This window comes from Massilia sp. W12, assembly GCF_037300705.1.
Classification (GTDB): Bacteria; Pseudomonadota; Gammaproteobacteria; order Burkholderiales; family Burkholderiaceae_D; genus JACPVY01.
The window spans coordinates 5,521,996-5,545,609 of record NZ_CP147776.1; the positions used below are offsets into that span (position 1 = coordinate 5,521,996).

20 protein-coding genes are annotated in these 23,614 nt (G+C 55.1%); 5 read left to right on the forward strand and 15 right to left on the reverse strand.

All coding sequences use genetic code 11. From position 1 onward, the window contains the following. Positions 1-70 precede the first annotated feature (70 nt). From V8J88_RS22690 to V8J88_RS22705, 4 genes are all read left to right on the forward strand, one after another. Entirely contained in the window at positions 71-265 is a 195-nt protein-coding gene (locus V8J88_RS22690) for a hypothetical protein (RefSeq protein ID WP_338846541.1), read from the forward strand. Positions 266-1,010: 745 nt separating this feature from the next. Continuing rightward, the gene (locus V8J88_RS22695) at positions 1,011-1,631 is read left to right on the forward strand and encodes a hypothetical protein (protein WP_338846542.1); all 621 of its coding nucleotides are present in this window, start codon (positions 1,011-1,013) and stop codon (positions 1,629-1,631) included. Between the two features lie 49 nt (positions 1,632-1,680). After that, the gene (locus V8J88_RS22700) at positions 1,681-3,690 is read left to right on the forward strand and encodes an MFS transporter (protein ID WP_338846543.1); all 2,010 of its coding nucleotides are present in this window, start codon (positions 1,681-1,683) and stop codon (positions 3,688-3,690) included. A 16-nt stretch (positions 3,691-3,706) separates the two neighbouring features. Then, on the forward strand, positions 3,707-4,696 hold the full coding sequence (locus tag V8J88_RS22705) for an ABC transporter substrate-binding protein (RefSeq protein WP_338846544.1): 990 nt from the start codon (positions 3,707-3,709) through the stop codon (positions 4,694-4,696). Between the two features lie 62 nt (positions 4,697-4,758). On the opposite strand, the gene V8J88_RS22710 is transcribed toward V8J88_RS22705, so the two are convergent. The 4 genes from V8J88_RS22710 to V8J88_RS22725 all read right to left on the reverse strand — a co-directional run bounded on the left by V8J88_RS22710 (position 4,759) and on the right by V8J88_RS22725 (position 6,797). Then, the gene (locus tag V8J88_RS22710; protein ID WP_338846545.1) at positions 4,759-5,673 is read right to left on the reverse strand and encodes an MBL fold metallo-hydrolase; all 915 of its coding nucleotides are present in this window, start codon (positions 5,671-5,673) and stop codon (positions 4,759-4,761) included. Further along, positions 5,670-5,876: a DUF1289 domain-containing protein gene (locus tag V8J88_RS22715; protein WP_338846546.1), complete on the reverse strand. Its 207-nt coding sequence runs from the start codon at positions 5,874-5,876 to the stop codon at positions 5,670-5,672. The genes V8J88_RS22710 and V8J88_RS22715 overlap by 4 nt, the downstream gene beginning before the upstream one ends. Further along, positions 5,873-6,313: a thioesterase family protein gene (locus V8J88_RS22720; protein WP_338846547.1), complete on the reverse strand. Its 441-nt coding sequence runs from the start codon at positions 6,311-6,313 to the stop codon at positions 5,873-5,875. The genes V8J88_RS22715 and V8J88_RS22720 overlap by 4 nt, the downstream gene beginning before the upstream one ends. Before the next feature lie 61 nt (positions 6,314-6,374). Continuing rightward, entirely contained in the window at positions 6,375-6,797 is a 423-nt protein-coding gene (locus tag V8J88_RS22725; protein ID WP_338846548.1) for a DOPA 4,5-dioxygenase family protein, read from the reverse strand. Positions 6,798-7,034: 237 nt separating this feature from the next. Between V8J88_RS22725 and V8J88_RS22730 the strand changes: the two genes are divergently transcribed. Further along, a complete protein-coding gene (locus V8J88_RS22730) occupies positions 7,035-11,174 on the forward strand; it encodes a PAS domain S-box protein (RefSeq protein ID WP_338846549.1) in 4,140 nt (1,379 codons plus the stop codon). A 398-nt stretch (positions 11,175-11,572) separates the two neighbouring features. Here the strand turns inward: V8J88_RS22730 and V8J88_RS22735 are convergent, their stop codons facing one another. The 11 genes from V8J88_RS22735 to V8J88_RS22785 form a co-directional block, all read right to left on the reverse strand. Then, complete coding sequence (locus V8J88_RS22735) at positions 11,573-13,009, reverse strand: radical SAM protein (protein WP_338846550.1); 1,437 nt, start codon at positions 13,007-13,009, stop codon at positions 11,573-11,575. Between the two features lie 64 nt (positions 13,010-13,073). Beyond that, positions 13,074-13,235: a hypothetical protein gene (locus V8J88_RS22740; protein ID WP_338846551.1), complete on the reverse strand. Its 162-nt coding sequence runs from the start codon at positions 13,233-13,235 to the stop codon at positions 13,074-13,076. 191 nt (positions 13,236-13,426) lie between these two features. Next, complete coding sequence (locus V8J88_RS22745) at positions 13,427-14,392, reverse strand: hypothetical protein (protein ID WP_338846552.1); 966 nt, start codon at positions 14,390-14,392, stop codon at positions 13,427-13,429. After that, complete coding sequence (locus tag V8J88_RS22750; RefSeq protein ID WP_338846553.1) at positions 14,389-15,777, reverse strand: radical SAM protein; 1,389 nt, start codon at positions 15,775-15,777, stop codon at positions 14,389-14,391. The genes V8J88_RS22745 and V8J88_RS22750 overlap by 4 nt, the downstream gene beginning before the upstream one ends. Positions 15,778-15,893: 116 nt before the next feature. Further along, complete coding sequence (locus V8J88_RS22755) at positions 15,894-16,055, reverse strand: hypothetical protein (RefSeq protein WP_338846551.1); 162 nt, start codon at positions 16,053-16,055, stop codon at positions 15,894-15,896. Positions 16,056-17,115: 1,060 nt separating this feature from the next. After that, entirely contained in the window at positions 17,116-17,901 is a 786-nt protein-coding gene (locus V8J88_RS22760) for a hypothetical protein (RefSeq protein ID WP_338846554.1), read from the reverse strand. An 8-nt stretch (positions 17,902-17,909) separates the two neighbouring features. Further along, positions 17,910-18,263 carry a response regulator gene (locus V8J88_RS22765; protein WP_338846555.1) on the reverse strand — a complete coding sequence of 118 codons (354 nt, stop codon included), beginning with the start codon at positions 18,261-18,263 and terminating at the stop codon, positions 17,910-17,912. Positions 18,264-18,268: 5 nt separating this feature from the next. Beyond that, positions 18,269-18,868, reverse strand: a complete 600-nt coding sequence (locus V8J88_RS22770; protein WP_338846556.1) for a response regulator — start codon at positions 18,866-18,868, stop codon at positions 18,269-18,271. 51 nt (positions 18,869-18,919) lie between these two features. Then, positions 18,920-20,902 (reverse strand): PAS domain S-box protein, encoded by a 1,983-nt coding sequence (locus tag V8J88_RS22775; RefSeq protein ID WP_338846557.1) that lies wholly within the window; start codon positions 20,900-20,902, stop codon positions 18,920-18,922. A 128-nt stretch (positions 20,903-21,030) separates the two neighbouring features. Beyond that, complete coding sequence (locus tag V8J88_RS22780; protein ID WP_338846558.1) at positions 21,031-21,924, reverse strand: DUF2167 domain-containing protein; 894 nt, start codon at positions 21,922-21,924, stop codon at positions 21,031-21,033. A gap of 130 nt (positions 21,925-22,054) precedes the next feature. Beyond that, positions 22,055-23,608, reverse strand: coding sequence for a DUF6600 domain-containing protein (locus V8J88_RS22785; RefSeq protein ID WP_338846559.1), 1,554 nt, complete (start codon positions 23,606-23,608; stop codon positions 22,055-22,057). Between the last annotated feature and the right edge of the window lie 6 nt (positions 23,609-23,614).

A 23,614-nucleotide genomic window follows, 5' to 3' on the forward strand; every position in this document is an offset into this window, starting at 1 on the left:
TTTCTCCGCAGTTTAAGCACGCACAAAAGAAAATACTCTGCATATCTGAGCACAATTGCCGGTCTGCCGGGTGTTTTATGAGGCGCCGCAGCATTTTTTAGGAAATGCCCAGGCGAGCGGGTCGATATTTGAAAGCAGCCAGCCCTTTATGCTGGCGTATGAAATCTGCAAGATAGTTGAGAAATTTAGCCGTCGCATGCTGCAAAATGCCATCAAACGGGCTGAAAGCCTGTCCCGCAAAAAGATCGGCGATCAGATTCTGTAACAAGCAGCAGCAAAGAATAAATTACGTCCCTGATTAAGCAGAGGCAAAAGTGGCTCTTCAGCCGAACTCAGGCAAAAAATCGCAGGCTGGGTTGCGCACAGCGATAACCCGGCGCCTGGCAGCATTCGCGTCACAAAGGTGCTGGAGTGAGCGATAAATAAGATTGACAGCAATCGTTCCACCTAACTATTCAGCCTTATGCTGTGCGCAAGGTGGGTGATTTTTTACGTACACATTATGCCCCGTCGCCCCAGAGCGCCTTGGCCGGGGATCCAGAAACCTCTGGGTTCGACCGTAGCGGCTCATTGTTCATTTTCTGCGCACTCAGGCTGAATAGAGACCGTTTCACATCGTTGAAACACGTATGCTGAACAGTGGCGGGAAATGCTTGTTACCGATACTGCTGCTGCGCCATGAAAAAAGCCTTGTGCCCGTCCAGGCTTGAATTTTCGATAAAAAACAGGGGCTTGCAGAGCAGAAAGTGCATTAAGTTGCAGCTTTTCCACAATAATGCTTGGTAGATCGTAACAGATTTGTTACGATTCCTTCATTCTGATTCCAATCCTATCCCCACATGCCTTTTTCCTGCTTATCCGGCCGGAGTTCTGGCCCTGACTCACTTTGGATGCGCACCAGTGCACTTTTGATTTTAGTGGTGTCATCTGTATTGCTCATTATTTCATTTCTTAATTATTCAAATTACCGGAAGAATTTTTATGAACAAAATTCTTCGCGCTACAGGGTGTTGGCCAAAGACTTACGTCAAACCATAGAAGCGGGCTTGAATATCGGTTTGTCCGCCAGTGCGAATACGCGTTTGCGCAGTGCCATGCAGGAAGCCATGCAGCAGATGAATGGCATCCGTTTTGTCGCGATTTTGGATGAAAACACCGGCTTGCTGTATGAAGGAAAAATTGATCCTGGTCTGGAGCGCAGTTGGCGCACGCATCTGCAGCACAATGACAATCTATGGCAACAGTCCCATCCTGAATATCTGGAAATGGGCATGAGTTTTTCCAATAACTTTAATTTACGTATTGGCGCCGTGATGATCGGTTATGAGCGTGCCCCGATTGAACAGGCGATGGCGGAAATGCGCCGTAAATTGCTGCTCGACACCCTGCAAACCCTGGCCCTGGCCGCGCTCTTGATTACTGTTGGCGTCTATCTGCTGACCCGCAAACTGCAACGCGATCTGCATACCGTGGCAGGGCATTTGGATGCGATTGTTGATTCACAACAGGCGCCGCAACTGCCACCCGGAGTGTTTGAGCGTGAAGCAGCGGAAGAAATTGACCAATTCGCCAATTTGAGTCACCGCATGTTGCACAACATGCGCCAGGCTGAAGAAAAACCGGCAAAGTAAAAAAAAAGACTCCGGCCAAGCTGGAGCAGCCAGAAGAGGAAAAGAATAGATGAGACAACTGTATATACGTTTGGTGTTGTTGGTGGCGGCCTTGCTGGCCTTGCTGGCGATGCTGCTGGCATGGCTGGCTTTGAAAAATTTTGAACGTGATTTGCCTCCTGAAATGGCGCGCACCGTGATGGCGGTCAGTCAGTCCACTTCCGGGGTGCTGGAAAAAGCCTGGCGTAACGGGGTGCCGCTGGATGAAATGGTGGGGGCCGAGGAATATTTCGCCAGTGTCCTGGCTGAGCATAAAGACATTGATTACATTGTGTTGACAGACTTAAAGCAGCGCGTCTTGTACAGCCATGGCTTACCACAGCAGATGGATGCCGGGTTGCAGCAGGCTTTACATGAAAATGTGACGCAAGAGCAAACCGTGCGCGCAGGTGAATACTATGTGAGCGCAACGCCGCTGGTGTTTCGCCAGCAGCGCGTTGGTATTTTGCATCTCGGGCAAAAAGTCGGCCTGGTCGAGCAAAAATTAAAAGATGTATTGTATGACGTCTTGACTGTGTTGCTGGTGGCCAGCTTGATTGCTATGGAATTACTGCGCTTTGTGCTGGCGTTTTCGGTGGCGACCCCGGGCCGCTTGATGCGTGAATTTCTGCAGCAGGTCAAGCAGGGCGATTTCAGCCGTTATCTGCCGCATGACAAGCCGGGCGGCCTGGGCCAGCTGAACAGTCATTACAACCGCGTGATTGAAGAATTGAACCGGCGTTATCATGCTTTACAAGACAAATCGCATGCCTTTCTGTCCGGCCTGCGTTTTCACCAGCCGGGCGAGCGCATCAGCCTTGGCACGGCGGCGGTTGACCATATCCGCTGGCCCTTCTTTCTCTTGATTTTTGCGGATTCACTCTCGCTGTCCTTTTTCCCGGTATTTGTCGGGCAGTTTTATTCGGCGGATATGGGCTTGCCGCACAGTCTGGTGGTGGGTTTGCCGATTTCGATTTTCATGTTCACCTGGGCCTTGTCCATGCCTTGGGCTGGCTCCTGGAGTGATCATGTGGGCCATCGCAAAGCCTTTATCGTCGGCGCCATCGTCACCACGTTGGGTTTGATCGCCACTGCCTTTGCCCAGACGCTCTACGACTTATTGCTGTGGCGCTCGCTCACTGCGGTGGGTTATGGTCTGGTATTCATTACCGCGCAAAGCTATGTGTCGGAAAACACAGCGCCAAATCAGCGCACCAAGGCGATGGCGATGTTTTTATCGACCTTTTTCGCCGGCTCGCTGTCCGGTTCGGCGATTGGCGGGATTTTGGCCGACCGTCTGGGCTATGACAAGACCATTTTGCTGTCAGCCCTGCTGAGCGCTGCCTCGGCCTGGTTTGTGCTGCGCTTTTTACGCAGCAAGCAAAACAGCACTGCCGCGCGCAAGAAAATCAGCCTGCAGGATATGCGCCGCTTGCTGCAGCACAAGCAATTCTTTGTCATTACCTTCCTGGCGGCGGTGCCGGCCAAGATCGCACTGACCGGCTTTTTGTATTACGCAGTGCCCTTGTACTTGAAGCTGCTGGGCAGTAATCAATCCACCATTGGGCGCGTGATGATGGCCTATGGACTGGCGATTATTTTGTTCTCGCCGCTGGTGGCCAAGCTGGCGGACAAGCTCGGCAAATTGCGCTGGTTTGTCAGCATCGGCGGGTTTGCCGCCAGCCTGTCAATGTTTATTATCTGGTACTTTGACAACTTAGCTGGATTATTGGTCAGTATTACCCTGCTCGGGTTGGCGCATGCAATCGGTGTTTCCCCGCAATTTGCTTTGATCAATGATTTCTGTAAAGACGTGGTGCAGGAAGTCGGGCCTGGCGCGGCGAATGGTATTTTCCGCCTGATGGAACGCATCGGCAACGTCACAGGCCCGCTGATTGCCGGGGTGTTGATCGCGCAATTTGATTTCAGTGGCGCATTTTTAGGCATAGGCGTGTTGTGTCTGTCCTGTGTCAGCGTGTTTACCCTGCTATTCTTCCACTTTGAGCGAAAACGGCTGCAAACAGCCCAAGCCATAACCTGAACTGATGGAATCCGTGATGCGCAGTATTCTGACTTTTTGCCTGATCCTGTTGTTGAGTGCGCAAGCCGGCGCTGCTCAGCACAAAATCATGATGTTGTTATACCGGGGCCAGACCGAAGCCGAAAAAGGTTTCATGGACTATCTGAAGAAGCGCAAGATTGAAGTCGAATACATCATCCGCGATGCGCAAGGCGATAAGAGCAAGGTGGCGGAGTATGTGCGGGAGATCAATGAGGTCAAACCCGATCTGGTTTACGCTTTTGGCACCACGCTCACCAGCGAATTGGTGGGCTTGCAGGGAGAAGTCGATCCGGCGCGCCATATCACTACGATTCCAGTGGTGTTCAATATCGTGGCCGATCCGGTTGGCGCCGGGTTGGTGCGGCAGTTGCAATCTTCGGGCCGCAATCTGACCGGTGCGTCGCATCTGGTTCCCTTGGAGGCGCAGTTAAAGGCTTTGCAGGCGATGCGCAAAACCAGTGTGCTGGGGGTTTTGTATTCGCAGGAAAAAAACAGCTTGCTGGCGATTGAAGAATTGAAAAAAATGGCGCCGCGCTTTGGCATGCAATTGCAACTCACCCAAGTCGATGCGAAAGCCGAAGGCGCCGGGCTGGCGCGCGGGGTGCAAGAAGCGCTGGCGAAAAAACCGCAGTTCTTGTATCTGCCTTCAGATTCTTTCCTGATCAAAAATGCAGACGATGTGGTCAAGCCGGCGATGGCCGCTAAAGTGCCGGTATTCGCCGCCACCGAAGCGCCGATCCGCAACAATGGGGCCTTGCTTGGCGTGGTTTCCACCTATTACAACGTGGGTGAACTGGCGGCATACAAGGCTGAGCAAATCTTGACGCGTAAGAAGAAGCCGGAGCAGATTCCAGTCGAAGTTTTGCATCGCTTTACCTATCTGGTGAATATGAGCAGTGCGAAAAAGCTGAAGGTGTATCCGCCGCTGTCAGTGATGAAAATTGCAGAAACCGTGACCGATGACGCAATCGACGCCCGTGAATAGCCATGAGAAAAGGGGCGCATCGCGCCCCTTTCCAAAAATCGCTTCTGCGCCGCCATCCCGCATCATACATTCCACAACACCCCATGTTCCACCCGCGCCGCGCCGGCGCGCTCCAGTTGCGCCACCACCTGCTGCGCCAGGGTTTGCGCATCCAGTTGCAACACGCGTTGATTCACACTGGCGAACAAGGGGATGCCGTGCAAGGTCTGGCCCAGCTGATCCAAGGCAATCTGCTGTCGCTCCAAGAGCAAAAATTTGAGCAATACCCGCAGCGCATGCCAGGCATGTTTTTCCGCGCTGACTTCGAGCGCATCCAGCTTTTGCTGTGCGCGCGCAATCGCCTCATCCACATCGGCAAACGCTGCGCCATGGCCGGGAATCACGATGCGCACATCCAGGCGGCTGATCTGTTCCAGCGTGGCGCGCGCCGGGCCGAAACCGTCTTCCCCCGCCAGCTCGGGAAACAGCACGCCCAAACCGTTTTGCCATAAGGCGTCGCCGCTCACCAGCACCCGTTCTTGCGGCGCATACAACATCAGCGCATGCGCATCATGTCCGGGCGCGGCCAGGATTTGCCAATCTATCCCGGCCCAGCGCCGCACCTCGCCGGGGCGCAGCACATCATCAAAGTGAAACGGTGCGCATTGCTGCCCGGTGGCGCGGTAACTCAGCGCATCCATATCCCACTGCCGCACCTTGTCCGCCTCGCTGGCGGCGATCAGCGTGCCGGCCCCATAGCGCGCCTGCAGCGCGGCATTGCCGCCGCAATGATCGGAATGCAAATGGGTATTCACAATCAGATCCAGCGACTGTCCCTCCAGCGCATGCGCCAGCAGCGCCAGGGTTTGCGGCGCATGGCTCAGATAGCCGCTGTCAATCAGCACATTTTGCGCGCCGTCCTGCAGCAAAAGATTATTGGCTGACAGCCAGCCGCGCTCAAACAGGCGCATCGCCGGCGGCAGCGCCAGCGCACTCATTTCTGCGCGCGCTGCTTCAGCGCCTGCCACACCTGGCGTTTGTAAGTCTCATCGGCGCGGCTCCAGGCGATGATTTCATCAATATTACGCAGACAGCCCAGGCAAACACCGCGTTCGGCGTCCATTTTGCACACATTGATGCAGGGCGAAGGCAAGAGTCCCTGGTGCTGTTCCAGATTGAAATTGCGGATATGGCGTGTCATCTTGATTCTCCTTGCCAGCGCTGCTGTTTTTGCGCCAGACGGGCATTGAATTTGTCGGGATAGATCAGCATGCGCTCGTGCACGCCTTCGCTGACCAATTCCAGATCGTCGCGCGCGCTCAGCGCAAAACGCAGGCGCCGTCCCTCAACTTGCAATAAGCGGCCTTCGATCTGCAGCGTCATGCCGGCGCAACTGGCGGCGATATGGCTGAAACTGACATGCACGCCGACGCTTTGCTCGCGCGGCCAATCCAGATAGGGCATCAAGCCGTGGATGCAAGCCAGCTCCATCATGCCGACCAGATAGCCGGTCGCCAGCACATCCGGCATGTCCAGACAAAATGCAGTGTCATGATAGAGCTGCGGCACACTGCTGCGCGGCGGCAGCGTGTAGCGCCAGCTGAACGTTAAATCGGCAGGCAGACGGTCGGGCGGCATGCGGAACTCCGGGCGGTGACATTGCTGGAATTATGCGCCGCTTTTCAGTTCGGCGTGCGGCTCAGGCCGGCAAATGCGGCTGGCTGTCCAGCAGCACCGGGCGTGGCGCATCCTGGCCAATCGCGCGCAGCGATGGCGCGGTGCGTTGAAAATCCAGCTGCACAGGCTGGCCCAACCAGAACGCGGAACTGCTGTGATCGTGGCGCTCCAGGTCGGTGTTGGGGTGGGCCAGAATCGATAAACCCTGATGATTCAACATCAGCCAGCCAAGCAGCGCACCGAACTCTTCCTGCAGTACGCCGATTTCATATTGCGGCAGCGGATGCGGGCCGACCGGCTTGTCAAACACGCGTCCCAATTGCACCTTGAAGCGCGCCCCGATCGCCTCACGCAAGGCGCAGGCTTTGGCCTGGCTGGCGGCGTCAAAATAGATGTGAATGTGGTAATGAAAAATATCGGCAAGCGGTCGGATCGGATCAAGCATGGCGTTCTTTCAGACAGAGCGGGCAGTATAACAAAGCGCGCTGGCGGGGGGCGCAGGGAAATTCAGCCACAATTCATGATGGAAGGCTGGTCAAATGCTGCATCAGAAGGCAAAATCAGATATGCATGGCGGTCAACTGCGCCGCCCTTGCTTTTGCAAGCAGTGTTGATGGCGGGAGGCTGTTATGTGGCGGCGGTTCCTATTTCATGCAGTGCGGCCAGCGGGAGCATGTGCGCCATGGGCCTGACAGTGCGCCAAGCCTTGCTGCTGGCTTTATTGCTCGGCCTCTTGCTGCCCGGCGTCTTGATCGGCAGCGTGCAAATCATGAATTTGCAACAAGACTTGCAAGAAGAAAGCAGCCAGGAGGAAGCGCGCCAGCTGGACAGTCTGGTGACGCTGCTGCGCGCCCCATTGTGGGACATCAATGAGCAGGAAGTGCGCGAAGTGACGCGGATTTTCATGGGCAACCGGAATTTGCTCAAGCTCAGCCTGACCCCGCAAGCCCCGACGCCGGCCTGGATCAAGGTCGAACTGCAGCAGAGCCACGCCGCCGCCGGCGCCACCCGCGTGCTGCAGCAGGCAATCCAACATAATCAACAAACTCTGGCCTTATTGCGCCTGGAATTTGACCAGGGCCATTTGCGCCAGCGCATCTGGGAACGCACCCTGGCTTCGGTGTTATTGCTGGCCGGTTTGTTGGCGGCTTGCATGCTGTCCCTGCTCTTGCTGGCGCATTTCGGCTTATTGCGGCCCTTGCGGCGCTTGAGCGAGCAGGCCGGCGCCCTGGCCGGGCATGACGCCAATTTGCCGCTGGAAGTCTGGCGCGGCAAGGATGAAATCAGCCAGCTCGGGCGCAGCATCAATGGCGCGCGGCAGCAGATCGCCGCCCTGCTTGGCACCCTGGAGGCGAATAATGCGCGCCTGATGGCCGAATTGGGCGAACGCCGCCGCATCGAAAAAGAACAGGAAAGGCAATCGGCGTATTTCAAAGCGATCCTCGATCAGATGCCGCAAGGCATCAGCGTATTTGATGAGGCGCAGCGCTTGCGCTACTGGAATCAGGGTTTTGCCGCGCTGGTGGGGGAAGATGTACCCCTGCAACAAGGCTGCAGCGCGCAGCAACTCGGTCTGGATGAGGTTCCCCAAAGCGGGCAAAGTGAGCAATTGCATGAAGATGGCCGCACTTTGCTGCTGGAAGCGCGTCAAGTGAATATGGATGAGCAGCTGTGCGCCTGGATCATCACCTATACCGACATCAGCAGCGGCAAGGAAAGCGAGAAACGCGCCGCCGCCGCTGCGCGCAAATTTTCCAGCGTGTTTCAAAGCATGCCGGAAGGCGTCAGCGTGCATCGGGAAGCGGATGGCGAGATTCTGGAAGTCAATGAAGGCTTTGAATTGCTGACCGGCTGGACACATCAGCAAGCCTTGGGCAAAACGCCGTTGCAACTCGGCATTTGGCAGGACAACGCAGAGCGCGCCCGTTTCCGGCGTGAGTTAGCCACGCATCATGTTTTGCGCTCCTATGAGGCGATGATGGTGCGCAAAGACGGCAGCAGCTGGCGCGCCTCGATTTCCGCCGTGGTCACGGATATCGATGGCGAAGCGGTGGTGGTGGCGGTGCTGCGCGATGTGACGCTGATGCGCCAGCAGGAAAGCGATTTGCGCACCTCGCGCGAACGGCTGGCCGCGATGCTGCGCGTTTTCCCCGAATTTTTGACCATTTCACGCTTTGACACTGGCGAGTTTCTGGAAGTGAATGAAGGCTTCACGCATATCACCGGCTGGCGCCGGGATCAGGCATTGGGGCGGACGTCGATTGACTTGCAGATTCTGAGCCAGAGCGGGCGCGCCAATCTGCTGGCGCAGATGGTGGAGCGCGGCGGGGTGTTGCGTGATGCGCCTTTAACTTTGCGGCGCAAAGACGGCGGCATGGTCGAAGTGTCCTGGACGAGTTCGCTGTTTGCGCTGGATGGCGCGCAATACATTGTGGCGATTGCGCGCGATGTCAGCCAGATCCGCATGCAAGAGCAGGAATTACGCTTATCGCAGCAACGCCTGGCGGCGATGTTGCGCGCCTTCCCCGAATTTCTCACCATTTCACGCTATGAAAGCGGCGAATTTCTGGAGGTCAATGAAGGGTTCACCCACATCACCGGCTGGCAACGGGCCGAAGCGCTGGGACGCACCTCGCTTGAATTGCAAATCTGGGATGAAGCCGGGCGCACACGCTTGCTGGAGGATATGCAAAAGCATGGCGGCATGGTGCGCGGGCAGGACATCAGTTTGCGCTGCAAAGATGGGAACCGGGTTGAAGTATCCTGGTCGAGTGCGATTTTTGCCGCTGACGACAGCCGTTATATTGTTGCGATTGCGCGCGATGTGACGCAAATCCGTAAGCAGGAGCAGGCCTTGCGCCATTCCCGGGAGCGCTTGGCGGCGATGTTCCGCGCCTTCCCGGAATTTCTCACCATTTCTCTGATGGAAGACGGACGCTTTTTGGAAGTGAATGACGGCTTTGAAGCGCTCACCGGCTGGCGCCGTGAGCAGGCGCTGGGCAAGACCTCGGTGCAGCTCGGCATCTGGGATGGCGATGCGCGCGACCGCATGCTGGCGGAAATGCGCAAGCAGGGCGGCGTGTTGCGCGGATTGGATGTGAATTTGCGGCGTTGCGATGGCAGCAGCGTGGCGGTGTCCTGGTCAAGCGCCATGTTTGACTTGAATGGCGAGGCGCATCTGATTTCGATGGCGCGCGATATGACCGGCATCCGCCAACAAGAGCAGGCCTTGCGCAATTCGCTGGCGCGGCAGCAGGCGGCGGAAGACGCCAACCAGATGAAGAATGAATTCCTGGCCATGATCAGCCATGAAGTGCGCACGCCGCTGGGCGGGGTGATCGGCATGTTGCGCTTTGCGCTGAAAGATGTGCGTCTGCTGGCCGATACCCGCGCCAAGCTGGAGATTGGTTTGCGCAATGCGGAAATTCTGCTGCAAATCATCAACGACATTCTGGATTATTCCAAGCTGGAAGCCGGCAAGATGGTGATCGAAAAAATTGATTTCGACTTGCCTGCTTTGGTGCGCGATGTGGAAGCGATTTTGATCGAAAGAGCCGAGGCCAAAAGCTTGCAGCTGCAGATTCAGATGCGTGCGCCGCTGGGGCGCTGGTGGCGCGGCGATCCAACCCGTGTGCGTCAGGTGCTGGTGAATCTGTTGGGGAATGCAATCAAATTCACGCATGAGGGCTGGGTCAGTTTGACGGTGCGGGAAGTGGTGGACGATGGGCTTGAATTTGTGGTGGAGGACAGCGGGATCGGCATTGATGCGGCGATTTTGCCGCGTTTGTTCCGCAAATTTGAGCAAGCCGATGTTTCCACCGCGCGCCGTTTCGGCGGCACCGGCCTGGGTCTGGCGATTTGCAAATTGATCGTTGACGCGATGGGCGGGCAGATCAATGTGGACAGTGAAGTGGGGCAGGGTACGCAATTTACCGTGTGGCTGCCGTTGTTGCATGGCAAAGAGGTGGCGCACATCAGTCAGCAGGATGGCGATGGCCGCCACCCTTGCCGCCTGCGCGTGCTGTGTGCGGAAGACGGGCCGACCAACCAAATCATCATCCGCGAACTGGTGCAGGGCATGGGGCATCAGATTGATGTGGTGGAAGATGGTTTATACGCTTTGCAGGCCTTGGCGGCGCAGGATTACGATCTGGTCTTGATGGACAGCCGCATGCCGCGCATGGATGGCTTGCAAGCGCTGCGCCATATCCGCAACGGTGAGCATGGCGTGCGCAAGCGCAAGATTCCGGTCATCGCGCTGACCGCGAATGTCGGCGCGGAAGAGCGTGCGCGTTTTATGAGCGCCGGCGCCAATGGTTTCCTCGGCAAGCCGGTGGATGAAGCCCTGTTGCATAGCGCTATCGGGCAGGAAATTGCGAATATGCTGGCGGCTGGCGTCAGCCTGTCGCCGGCTCCGCCGCCGCAGCTGGAAATTGCGGATCTGGATGCATTATTTGAAATCGACACCAGCGCGATCAGCGCTGACAGCGGTGACAATATCGCCGCCCCCGCCGTCCCGGCGGCGGATGGCTTCAGCCCGGCGGCGCGCATGCGCATGCGGCAGGCCTTTTTACAAGACGGCCCGCGCCAATTGCAACAGATGGAGCAGGCTTTGCAAGCGCAGGATTGGCCGCAATTAGCCTTGCATGCGCACAGCCTGAAAGGCAGTGCAGGCTATTTCGGCGCCCACGCATTGCAAGCGATTTGTAAAGAACTGGAAGCCGCCGCCGACGCTGGCAAGCAGGAGGCGGCGCAGGAATGGATGCAGCGTTTTGCGCCGGAACTCAGCATCGTCATACAGCGCATGCAGCAGGAAAATTGAGGCGCTTATCTTGTCTTGATTCCACAGATGTCAGGTAATCAAGTGAAGTGGAAGTGTGCAGGCGGGCCAAACAAGGATATGCCGCAGCTGTGCAACGGCGCTGCGCAGCCTTGAGCGGCGCGCTGCTGTGATCTCATTTCGCCAGAATAGTGCAGTGGAAAGGGGCAGTTGGCAGAATGATAGGCGGCGGGCATACAGCAAAAGATAAAAAATGCTCATGCGATGATCGGCGCCAAAGGAATCCGGGATTTGCTTGCATGCGCATCACGCGCTGGCCAATGTTATTGGACTTATGCAGGCGAGCAGTGAAATACATCACACATGCATAAACCCGCGTATGCACTTCTGGCGCAGGCTCGAGCTTGCATCGAGTCTGCGCCAGCGTTCAGCTGGTGCGCTTATGCGATCTCAGGCGCAAGCGTTTCAACCTTGGCGCTTGCTTTTTTAGCAGCCTCGCGCTTGTTTAAATAATCCAGAGCCAAACGATCAGTAATGTTAAGCTTGAATGAGGGGCAGGCAATACTGCCGCTATACCATTGTTTGGGACAACCGCCGCCGCATACCGGGAACAAGGGGCATTTCTTGCAGGGGCTGATGTCGGTTTTGACATCACTGTTCCAGTTGCGAGTAATTGCATTCGGATTTTGAATGGGGGGATTGGCATCCAGATGGCCCAGTTTGTAGTCTGCGCCTTCGTACTTGGGTGTATAAGGAAACTCGTAGCAGGGATAGATGTTGCCAAACGCATCATATACTTCAGCATTCGGATCAACCACCATGCAGGGTGCATAGTTGCGTTCAGGAATCATGCCGCCAAAGCGGAAGCCTTTTTCGTTGGCATACATATACCAGTCAATTTCCTGCTTGGCATACTCTTCGCGTGACAAACTTCCCTTTGATGCATCATTATCGCCCCAATCGACCACGCAGGCAAAGTCCAGAAAGACTTTCTTTTCATACAAACGATGTTGCGCCAACAGATCAATCAGTTTATAGATGCCACGCACAGTAGTTTGGTTGATATTGATCCGGATCGCGATTGAAACATCGCTGGCAATATACTCAGGCAGATTGGTGACATCGATCACATTGTCAAGAATAATATTGAAAGTCTTTTTACCTTCTTTCGTGATGCGCATCACATCATGGGTTTCTTGACCACCATCCAGAGTAATTTGGAAATGAGAGACTTGCTGCTGCAGCAGATTTAAAAAAACCGCAGGCTTGAAGCTTAAACCATTTGTGATCATATGCGAGCCATATTTAATATTGTGCTCAGCACAATATTCGCGCACTTCCTGACTGATGCGTAATATTTCGCTGTAAGCCATCAATGGCTCACCGCCATACCACTGTAATTTGAGTGATTTAAACGCGCCAGTGGAGAGTTTTTCCTTGATGCGGGCGACAATCTTATTGCTGATTTCCTGGCTGGCGTTGACTTTGGAATGTTTTTGTCCACAATAATTACAACCCAATTGACAGTTGGCGGTTGGTTGTATCACGATGGTCAGGCGGCGATAACCGGCAATAATTGCCAAGTTTTCTTCCAGTACAGTCTCAAATTCGTTCTCTTCTTGCGGCACAATGGCGTCAATCTGGATCAATTTGGCGAGTGTTTCATCACCTAACTTGTCGAAAGCGCCTTTTTTTAAGTTATCGCAAACTGACTTTTTCAATAAGAGTGAGTTTCCAGAGCGAGTCGCATACATGATGTGAAGCGCGTCATCCGATTGTTTATTTGCGACGGCAGGAGTAAAAATTAAATAATCAGATAATTTGTACATGATGCGGGTCCGATGGAAGAATGCAATAGGCAGGCGTAACGCAAGCATTACGCCTGCGGGTCATTAAGCCGGAACAGCCAAAGCTGCCGGCTTTGCCCCGGCATGAAGCTTATTAGACCTGCTTGACCGAGAAGCTGCTGCAGGACATGCTCCACCAGCAATCTTCTGCAGGCGGCTCTTCGCTCGATACGCCACCAGAGATTTGTTCCAGATCGCCGTCTTTCAGTTCTTCTTGGCTGTTTTCCAGTGCTTGGTTCAGTTTTTCATTGCTCATTGTAAATCCTCCTAAATATTAAAAGAAAATTTCTAGTTTATAGACTTCAAATTGCTCGGTCTTTGGGTAAAAACCCTTACCCGTGGGAATCGGTGTGCAGCTGCTGAATCAGGAAGTTTGCAGCTCAGGCTTATCGTGCAGGCATTTTTTGCTTCAGACCCGGCGCAACAAGGCCGGGTCTGAGCCGGAGTTCAGTGAGTGCTTGCCAGTTCAGGTTTGGGTAACCAATTTGCTTTATTCAGAATGCTGTCAATTTTGCGGAATTCCGGCAAGATGCCCAGATAGCCTTGCAGGCGTTGCCGGTTTTCACCGGCGTCAGCGCTGCGGCGCAGTATGATGCCCAGGGTGTAGGACTGCAGGCAGAAAGGCAGGGCCTTCAACTCGAAACCTGGCGGCGTCTTATCGCAGGATTCGCCATCAATCGCCTGCAACATCAAACTGAAACAGGCGCTTAAATGTGGCGCCAGACTGGCATCCTGGGCCAAGGTCTGCACGCATTCACGCAGCATCGTGGCGTTGCTGACCAGGCGATTGAAAATACAGCGGGTGAAATAATCGGCCACGCCGGCCCATTCATGTTGCGGCAGGATTTGCTGCAACATTTGATTGGGGAAGTATTGATTGCAGTCGCCGCCCAGGACATAGCTGATAATCGCGATTGCAAGCGAAGCCGCCTGGGCATGTTCACCTGCCGAGCAATACACCCGGAACAGATTCAAGCTTTGCTCCAATCTGGCGGCCAGCACATCTGACGGCGCGAGCGTGCGTAATTGATTGATGCAGGCCAGGGCTTGTTGTTGATAGTCACAGGCAGTCTGGTAGTCGCCCAGCATATAAGCCCGATTGCCCAGTAAAGGCAGATACAGCGTTTGCATCCCGAACTTGGCCTCTTCACTGTTCAGGCGTAATGGTTGGGCTTGGATTCTTTGCATCCAGTATTCGACTACCGGGCGGTTTTGACTGCGGATATGTCCAACACAGCGCTGGTACAGATTGAAATGACGCAACATATCCATTCTGCCCAACAACTCTTCATGCTGCTTGCCATACTCCAGGATCGCCATGAAAATATGTTCACGCTTAAAAGCTTGCATATGCGGCGTTTGTTCCGGCAGTTGTTGTGCAAGGATGTGCAACAAGGGTGAATTTTCCATCATGCGACCTCAATGACCTTAGTTTCGGAGTTGGTGGTGGCTTTTTTAGCTGCCTGCCGTTTGTTTAAATAATCCAGCGCCAGGCGATCAGCAATGTTCAGCTTCATTGATGGACAGGCAATTTTGCCGTTATACCATTGCTTTGGACAGCCGCCGCCGCAAACCGGGAACAAAGCACATTTCTTGCACGGACTGATATCAGTTTTGATATCACTGTTCCAGTTGCGTGTAATCGCATTCGGATTTTGAATAGGTGGATCAGCATCCAGATGGCCAAGCTTGTAGTCCGGGCTTTCGTACATCGGCGTATATGGAAACTCGTAGCAGGGATAGATGTTGCCAAACGCATCATATACTTCTGCATTCGGATTCACTACCATGCAGGGAGTATAGTGGCGCTCAGGAATCATGGCGCCAAAGTGGAAGCCTTTTTCGGTCGCGTACATATACCAGTCAATTTCCTGCTTGGCATATTCTTCGCGTGACAAACTGCCCTTTGAAGCATCATTATCGCCCCAATCAACCACGCAGGCAAAGTCCAGATAGACATTCTTCTCATGCAAACGATGTTGCGCCAGCAGATCAATCAGCTTATAGATGCCATGCACAGTGGTCTGGTTGATATTGATCCGGATCACGATAGAAACGCCGCTGGCAATATACTCAGGCAGATTGGTGACTTCGATCACATTATCAATAATGATCTTAAAGGTTTTTTTGCCTTCTTTCGTGATACGCATCAAGTCATGCGTTTCCTGACCGCCATCCAGAGTAATCTGAAAATGAGAAACATGCTGCTGCATCAAATTCAGGAACACAGAAGGCTTGAAACTTAGGCCATTTGTGATCATCTGTGACATATACTTAATATTGTGCCCGGCACAATAATCGCGCACTTCCTGACTGATACGTAAAATTTCGCTGTAAGCCATCAATGGCTCACCGCCATACCACTGCAATTTGATTGAATCGAATGCGCCAGTGGAGAGTTTTTGCTTGATGCGGGCAACGATTTTGTCGCTGATTTCCTGGCTGGCGTTGACTTTGGAATGTTTTTGACCACAGTAATTACAACCTAACTGACAGTTGGCGGTTGGTTGTATCACGATGGTCAGGCGGCGATAACCGGCGATAATCGCCAGATTCTCTTCAAGGACTGTCTCAAACTCGTTTTCTTCTTGCGGCACAATGGCGTCAAGCTGGATCAATTGGGCGAGTGTTTCATCACTTAACTTGTCGAACGCGCCTTTTTTTAAGTTCTCGCAAACTGAGTTTTTCAACAAGATGGAACTTCCAGAACGGGTCGCATACATAATACGCAGCGGATCATCCGATTGTTTATTTGCGACGGCGGAGGTAAAAACTAAATAATCAGATAATTTGTACATGATGCAGGCTCGAAGGAAGAGTGCAATTGGCAGGCGTAGCGCAAGCGTTACGCCTGCGGGTCTTAAGCAGGATCAGCCGCATGACGGCCCTCTGCTTTGCCCTGGCATGAAGCTTATTAGACCTGCTTGACCGAGAAGCTGCTGCAGGACATGCTCCACCAGCAATCTTCTGCCGGCGGCTCTTCGCTCGAAACGCCACCGGAGATTTGTTCCAGGTCGCCGTCTTTCAGTTCTTCTTGGCTGTTTTCCAGGGCCTGGTTCAGTTTTTCATTGCTCATTGTAAATCCTCCTGATATTAGAAAATAATTCCTAGTTTAAAGACTTCAAATTGTTCGGTCTTTGGGTAATACCCTTACCCGTGGGGAAACAATTAGATAATAGGAGTCCGCTCGACCGGACGGCAGTCGTCAGAAGTGTTTTAGTAATGGAAAGCCTGCTGTTAAGCTGTGAAGACAGCGAATTAACTCTGATTTCGATGTATTGAAGGCGAGTCAGTGCAGATATTTGAACTCTAACTGAGAAAAAAAAATATGTAAAGTGAGTGTGCAAAGAAAATCAAACGATTTAAGGTTTGCTTGGGAAAAATTGCAATGCGGCAATGTAGGCGATTGTAACATTATGCAAAGAGAAATTTTCTACCCATGGAGAATTGTTGCGCTGCAATGTAATGATCTCGAATGTTCTTATTGAGCAATTGCTTGATCTGGGGCAAGATTTCCGATGATAGCAATAGAGATATTAAAAATGCCATGTAAGCACTGTTAATGACAGATGTATCCCGGCATCAGTTTGTTGCTGTGCGGGAATTAAGTCAGGCGGTATGTTGAATTCAAGTTTTCTTTGATGGCAGTGGATGCGACGCTTCTTTGCTCAAATCCGGGGCAACTCTGCTCGGAGATGACGGTGCTGTTTGCGGGATGTTTTGCAAGATATCCTGCTGCAAGCCAGCTTGCCGCAAAAGCTTTAAAGATATGGGCGCAATTAACCGCAGGGTGACTATTCAACTTGATACGGTGCGCAAGGTGAGTTCTTTTACCTGTACATCATGCGCCGTCATTCCTGAATGTCTTAGTCGGGGATCCAGAAACCTCTGGGTTCCCGCTCGCGATGAAGACATTCGAGGGCAGGCTTTGCGCGGGCATGATGGTTCTCCCGTAGTGGCTCATTGTTCAGTTTCTGCACACTCAGGCTGAACAGAGAACCCCGCAGGCGCGTAGAGATTTTTTGCGCATATCAATGCAAACCCGCAGCTGTGTTTGATGAGACATGAGAATCTGTTTAGCACTCACCTGCCGTGGAGAAGCGCGTGCCGGGAAATGGCGGGATTAAGCTGCCTTGTCAAGTCGCGCTATCTGTTGGGACTGTGGCCGGTTTGCGCTTGCGCTTGATGGGCGTTTCAGGCGCGCGCGCTGGTGTTGTTTTACCTTGATTTGCTGGCGGCTGCGCTTCTGCTGCCGGCGTGCTCGCGCTTTTGCGTTTTCGCGGCGTGGCGGCTGGTTTTGCTGCGCTTTTTTGCGCCGGGCTGACCTCAGCGGGAACGGGCGCCTTGGCTTTTTTGCGACCGGCGCGCGCCACCGCCTGCGCCGCGCCAGCGGCCAGGCCGGCGGCAGAGGCGGCGCTTTGCACCACGCGCGACACTCTTTCATCCTGCGCTGCTTTGCTGATGATGGCGCCAGCGGCTTTGCTGACCGCCGCGCCAGCTTGCTGCGCCAGATCGGCCACCTGGCTGGCGCTATCGACGGCGCGTTTCACTTTGCGCGCCTTGTCTGCGGTTTGTTTGACCTTGCTCAGCAGACTGTCGTCCAGCTTGGGGTGCGGCGGCTTCTTTTCCGCGATTTGCTGCGCATGCCGTTGCGCCATGGCTTGCGCCACCAGACCGCCGGTCATCCCGATCAGGGACAGTCCGCCGATAAAATTCACGCCTGCGCCAACCGCATGCGTGACGGCTTGCTGTAATTCATTTTTGGCGCCTTCCGGATGCCCGCTTAACCAATCGCTGCCGGCGGCCTGCAGTTTTTTCAACACATCTTCAGATGCGATGATGGCGCCCAGCACCGGGGCTTTTTTGGCGAACGCTTTCGCCACCAGGGTGCGGGTGATCAGTTGCTTGATTTTGTCTTCCATGACTTGCCTCAGCTGTCCAGCAGACGGCGCACTTGTTGCACCAATTGCTGCGGGGTAAAAGGTTTTTTCAGAGTCAGCGTGACGATCGATTCGACCACGCGCAGATATTGTTCATAGCTGGAAATGGCGATGATGGGTATATTGAACTGCTGTCGCACGGCGAAAATGCCTTCCATGCCTTCGTGATCCGGCATCACCAGATCAGAAATCAGCAAAGCGGCGTTGTGGTCTTCCAGCAATTGCGGCAAATCCGCACTGTTGGCTGCCGCCACCACAATATAGCCGGCGGCTTCCAGCTCGGCGTGCAGCAATTCCCGCAGTAATTCGTCGTCGTCCAGCAAAACGATGGTTTTCTCGGCCATGGCGGTTACCGTGTGCGAAGCAGGCCGGCCAGCTCGACCGCGGTCTTGACCTGCATTTTGTCGAAAATATTGGCGCGGTGCACTTCCACCGTGCGCATGCTGATGCCGAGTTCATCGGCCACCACTTTGTTCATTTTGCCTTGCAAAATCAAATCCAGCACTTCCCGTTCACGCGGCGACAGACTGGCTAAACGCTCGGCCACCTGGGCTTCGCCGGCGGCGGCGCGGCTGGCGGCAAAAGCTTCCAGAACGCGCGCCATCAACTTATTGTCATTGAACGGTTTTTCAAAAAAATCAAAGGCGCCGCGCTTCAAGGCGTCCACCGCCATCGGCACATCGCCATGTCCGGTCAGGAAAATCACAGGGAAGCGGGTCAGCAGATTGCGCGCATTGAGGGTGTCAAACAGGCTTAAACCGCTCATGCCGGGCATACGCACATCCAGCAGCAGGCAATCGCCTTGCGCATCGAATTGCTGTTGCGGGCTGTCCAGCCAGCTCAGCCAGGCTTGCGCATTTTGATGTGCGCAGGCAGGAATGGCGCATGAGCGCGCCAGCCAGGATAAAGCATCCCTTACCTCTTCCTGATCATCGATGATATGCAGCATCAACATACTCCGCGAATTGCCGCCGGGTGCGGCCATGTACAGCGGTTTAGCTTATCCCGTTTGCGTGGCGAGCGGCAAGGAAAATCTGAAGATCGCGCCGCCTTCCGGATTGGGCAGATATTCCAGCGCGCCGCCATGAAATTCAATCGCGGTGCGGCAGATATTCAAGCCCATGCCCATGCCCTCGGCCTTGGTGGAAAAGAAGGGCGAGAACAGGCGTTCCGCCACTTCCGGTGTAATCCCGTGGCCATAATCGCAGACTGCGACGCTGATTTGCGGCGGCAGCGCATCGGCCAGCAATTGCGCCTGAATCACCAGAATCCGCCGTTCCGGCGGAGCCTCGCGCATGGCTTCGATGGCGTTGCGGGTCAGGTTCAGCAAGACTTGTTCCAGCATGGTCTTATCCGCGTGCAGCAAGGGCAGATCGCCGGGGATGCGGCATTGCACTTTGACGAAATAGCGCTGCGCTTGCAATTCGATCAGCGGCAAAATCGTATCCAGCAGGCTTTGCACGCCCACCGGGTGGCGCGCCGGTTCGCGTTTTTTGACAAATTCATGCACGCTGCGGATGATTTGCCCGGCCCGCTGCGCCTGTTGGCGCGCTTTTTCCAGCGCTTCCTTGAGCAAATCCAGATCGTGCAAATGACCTTGCTGCAAGATGTTCAAGGCCCCGGTGGCGTAGCTGGAAATCGCCGCCAGCGGCTGATTCAACTCATGCGCCAGAATCGAAGCCAGTTCGCCCATGGTCGCCAGGCGCGCGCTGGTTTGCAATTTTTCCTGCTGCTGCCGGTTTAATTCTTCGATTTGCTTACGTTCAGAAATATCGAGAATCGACCCCATCCAGCCGGTTTGCTTGCCGCTGGCGTCAAGCAAAGGCGATTCAAACACCAGCACCGGCACGCGTGCGCCGTCAGCGCGCTGGAAAATGGTTTCAAAGCCTTGCGGCGTGATGGTGCCGGCCAGCACTTGCGCAAAGCGGTCCTGATAATCTTGCATCGCTTCCGGCGCCCAGTAGGGCATGGGCGGCAATTTGCCGATCAACTCGTGTTCAGCGTAGCCGACGATTTGGCAAAACGCCGGATTGACATAGGTGACCCGGCCATCCAGATCGCGCGCGCGCATGCCTGTCACCAAAGAATTTTCCATCGCGGTGCGAAACGCCATTTGCGCGCGCAAGGCGCTTTCCGCCGCCAGCCGCCGTTCGACGTGGCGCCACAGCAGCCACAGGCTGAAAATCAGGCCAAGCGCGAGCACAATCACGCTGCCGACCAGAAAGCGCGGGGCCAGACTGGGCGCGGCGCGCAGGCTGTTGGTGTGCAGGCGCAGATTCAAGCCGGGCAATTCGACTTCGCGTTGATGGGTGTAAATGCCGCGCCCGGAGCCGAGTGCGGCGCGTTGCGCCAGCAGGGTATTGTGCTGGTCATACAGGCTGATTTGATTTTCCTGCGCAAACCACCAGGGCGTGGTGACTTCCAGTAATTTGTTCAAATCATAAATCGCCACCAGATGGCCGAGCCAGGTGGTGCCGTCATATACCGGCAAAAAGAATTCCACCAGCATCTGGCTTTCGCTTTTCAGCGCCGGATGCGGCGGCGCGAAGCGCGCCACGGTGGTGCGGCGCGCTTCCAGCGCCACTCTTTGCGCATCGGAAGACCAGGGGCTGATTTGCTCGTTGGTGGACAGCCGCATGCCATCCGCGCCCCACCACTGGACTTGCTCAAATTCATACACTCTGTGCTGCAGCTCATACAGGCGTTGCCCCAACGCCGCTTGATTATTCAGGGGCAGGGCGCCGCTGCTGATTTCCCCCGCCAGCAAGCGCATGCTGCCTTCGTTTTTCAGCAATTGAAATTGCAGACTTTGTTCCACCCAGAGCGTATCGGCAACCAATTGTTCTTGCCGCTCAACGGTTTCCAACTGCCGCAACTGCCATGGCAGCCAGACAATAATGCCCAGCACAGACAACACCAGCACCACCGGCAGCATCCAGCGCCAGCTGTTGCGTCTGAGGAAAGAGGGGAGCAGGGTTTTCATGCCGCCAGTGTAACGCGAATGGCCGGCGGCGGGCGGGTTTTAGCCGTGTGTGCAATGGGGGCGCTCAAGCTTGTTGCAGATCAGGTGCGGTGCGCGCTGTTTTCAAGCGGCGCACCGCCGGCAGATGCTTAATCCTGAGATTTGCGGCCAAACAATTTGGCAAGCCCTGCGATCAGCGCGATCAGCACACCGATTAAGACTTTCTTGAACGCCAGCACGAAGGCAAACAGCTTGCCGAACAAGCCCAATTTGCTGGCTACGCCGCCGGCCACCAGTGCGGCTAAACCATATTCCGCCACCTTATCGGTTTTTTCATTGAAATCAGCGTAACGCTGGCCTTCGATGAATTCAGAGAAAGCCAGCACTTTTTTCATTTCTTCTTTGACCGGGCCGATTTGCTTCATGCCGGCCACTGCGTTCAAGACCAGCACGCCATCACGGCCTAACACGCGCACATTGTAGTTCAGGGTGTGTTCGGGGGCTTCCGGTGAACTGAACTCTTGCGCCCAGTACATTTTGTGGGTGTTTTTGTCGTAGTAAGGATTTTCCGCCCAGCCGACCAGATTCAATTCTTGATAGCCGCTTTTCTTGCGCTCCTTGTTTTCTTCCTGTATGCCTTCCTGCATATCTTTGAGCAATTGGGCGTAATCGATTTTCTCTGCATCATCATCTTTGACATGGCCATCGTTCTGGTATGTGATCACCACGCCCCAGCTATTAGGGTCAAGCGGGCTGACATCCGCCGGGAAAATCATACCCAGCGTGGGATTGCCAGGCGGATTGCCCCAGGCTTGGGTCAGTACTTTTTCCGCATCCGCCGGACTTAGATAGCGAAATTCCGGTGGCAGATTCAAGCTTGCTTTGCCGCCTGGAAGATTGATTTTGCCGCTTTGAAATTGCAGGTTAGCGAGAAATGCTTCGGCGCTGATTTTCTTTTCCTCTTCAGCGCGCAGCGCACCGGCGCACAATAGAAGGAGGATCGCGAACAATGTGTGTAAGGGAGAAAACACAGATGGGGACATGAATGACTTCCTCAGGCAGGTATTTTTTGCTTAAAAAACAGGAAAAATTGTACCTGCAAATACCTTGATATCAAAGTATTTGTTTAGCTGAACTGAAAATCATCGCGGCCAAAAAGGACGCGCTTCAAACTCAGCGCAGCTGACTCTTGCTATCCGCTTTTTCTTCTTTTTCGTCGCGGTTGCGGCGCGGGCTGGGCGGGCTTTGCGGCGCCGGCGGATTGGCTTTGACTTCCAGCTTGGGCGCCGGCTTGGCTGTTGGTGCGGTTTGTATCGCCGGCGGCAGGGCGGCTGGCTGCGGCGTATGTTGCACCGGCGGCGCAGGCGGCGCAGCGCGGGGCGCAGCTTGCAGCGGCGCCATTTGCAGCGGCGCTGCCGGGGCCGTCACGGTATGGGCGGCGGCGGGCGGCAGGGATGCGGCGGGACTGGACAATTGCGGCGGCGCTGCCGGTGCGACAGGGGTGCTGATCACGCCGGGGTGGTGCGGCATGCGCAGCGGCGCGGGTTTGGCCGGGGCCGGCGTGGCGGCCGGCACGGCGACGGTGGCCAAGCGCGAATAATGTTGTTGCGCGCCCTGAATTTTGCGTTCGTGATGGTGGTAGCGTTCCGGCGCGCTGACTCTGCCGCGCCAGTTAGGCCCCAGCCATGCCTGATTGATGCGCTGTTGATAATTCGGGCTGGCGGCATACCAGGGCAGTAAAAATTCGCGCGGGGCCAGCGGGAACCAGGCCAAATCGCTGCCGGCCACCGGGGAGAATGTGACGCGGCCCTGATGCGTCCAGCCGACCAGGGCCGGCGACCAGGCCGGCGGCAAATGCGCCGGGCCGGGCGCCCACACCCAGCGCGCCTGATGCCAAGCCCAGCGCCCATAATGCGAGGTCACATAAGCCCAGGGCACATGATCCACCCAGACCCAGCCCCATGGCGCCATCTGTTGCCAATAACCGTCGCGGAAGGGCATGAAGTTGGCGTTATGCGGACGCCACACCGGGCCATATTCCTCGGTTTCCAGCCATTCGCCCTGGCCGGCCAAGTCTTGCTGCCCGGTCATTTCCGCCGCCACAAAGCGCAAGGGGGCCGGCGGGCGTTCCTGTTTATTGCGCAGGCGGCGCAAGATTTCATCGCTGATGGACTGGCTGTTCAGGTTGCCGCGATACAGTTCGACTTCCTGCCCCGGGCGTAACTGGCTTTGCCCGTTTTCATAGAGTAATTGCGCCTGGCCGCTGAAAACCCGCAGTTTTTGCGCGCCATCGCGCCGGTTGTAATTGAGTTGATAGTGGCCGGCTTGCAGCAGATGGAATTGCCCTTCCGGGTTTTCCAGCACCAGACCGGGCAGAATCTGCGGGTTGTGGATGTGCGCTTCCAGCCCGCCATGCAGCAGGCGCAAATGCAGCTGCACATCGTTGAGTTGCAGAATTTCCAGCTCGCTTTCGGCGTCCAGCGTAAAACTGCTGCTGCCGATTTGCAGCGTGCTGGCGGCAAAGCGGTCAGTCGCCACAATCCAGCCCGGCCCCAGACTCCAATTGCGTTCCAGCTTGACGCCGCCCATGCCGCTGCCAGCCGGGCGTAATTCAACTTCGCCATAGACCTGAGCCACGCGCAAAGCGCGCAAGGGGGGATCGCCCTCGGCCCGCGCCGCCGGCCAAACAGCCAGCAGCCACAGGCAGCAAAGTAGTAAGCGTGTCATGCCAAT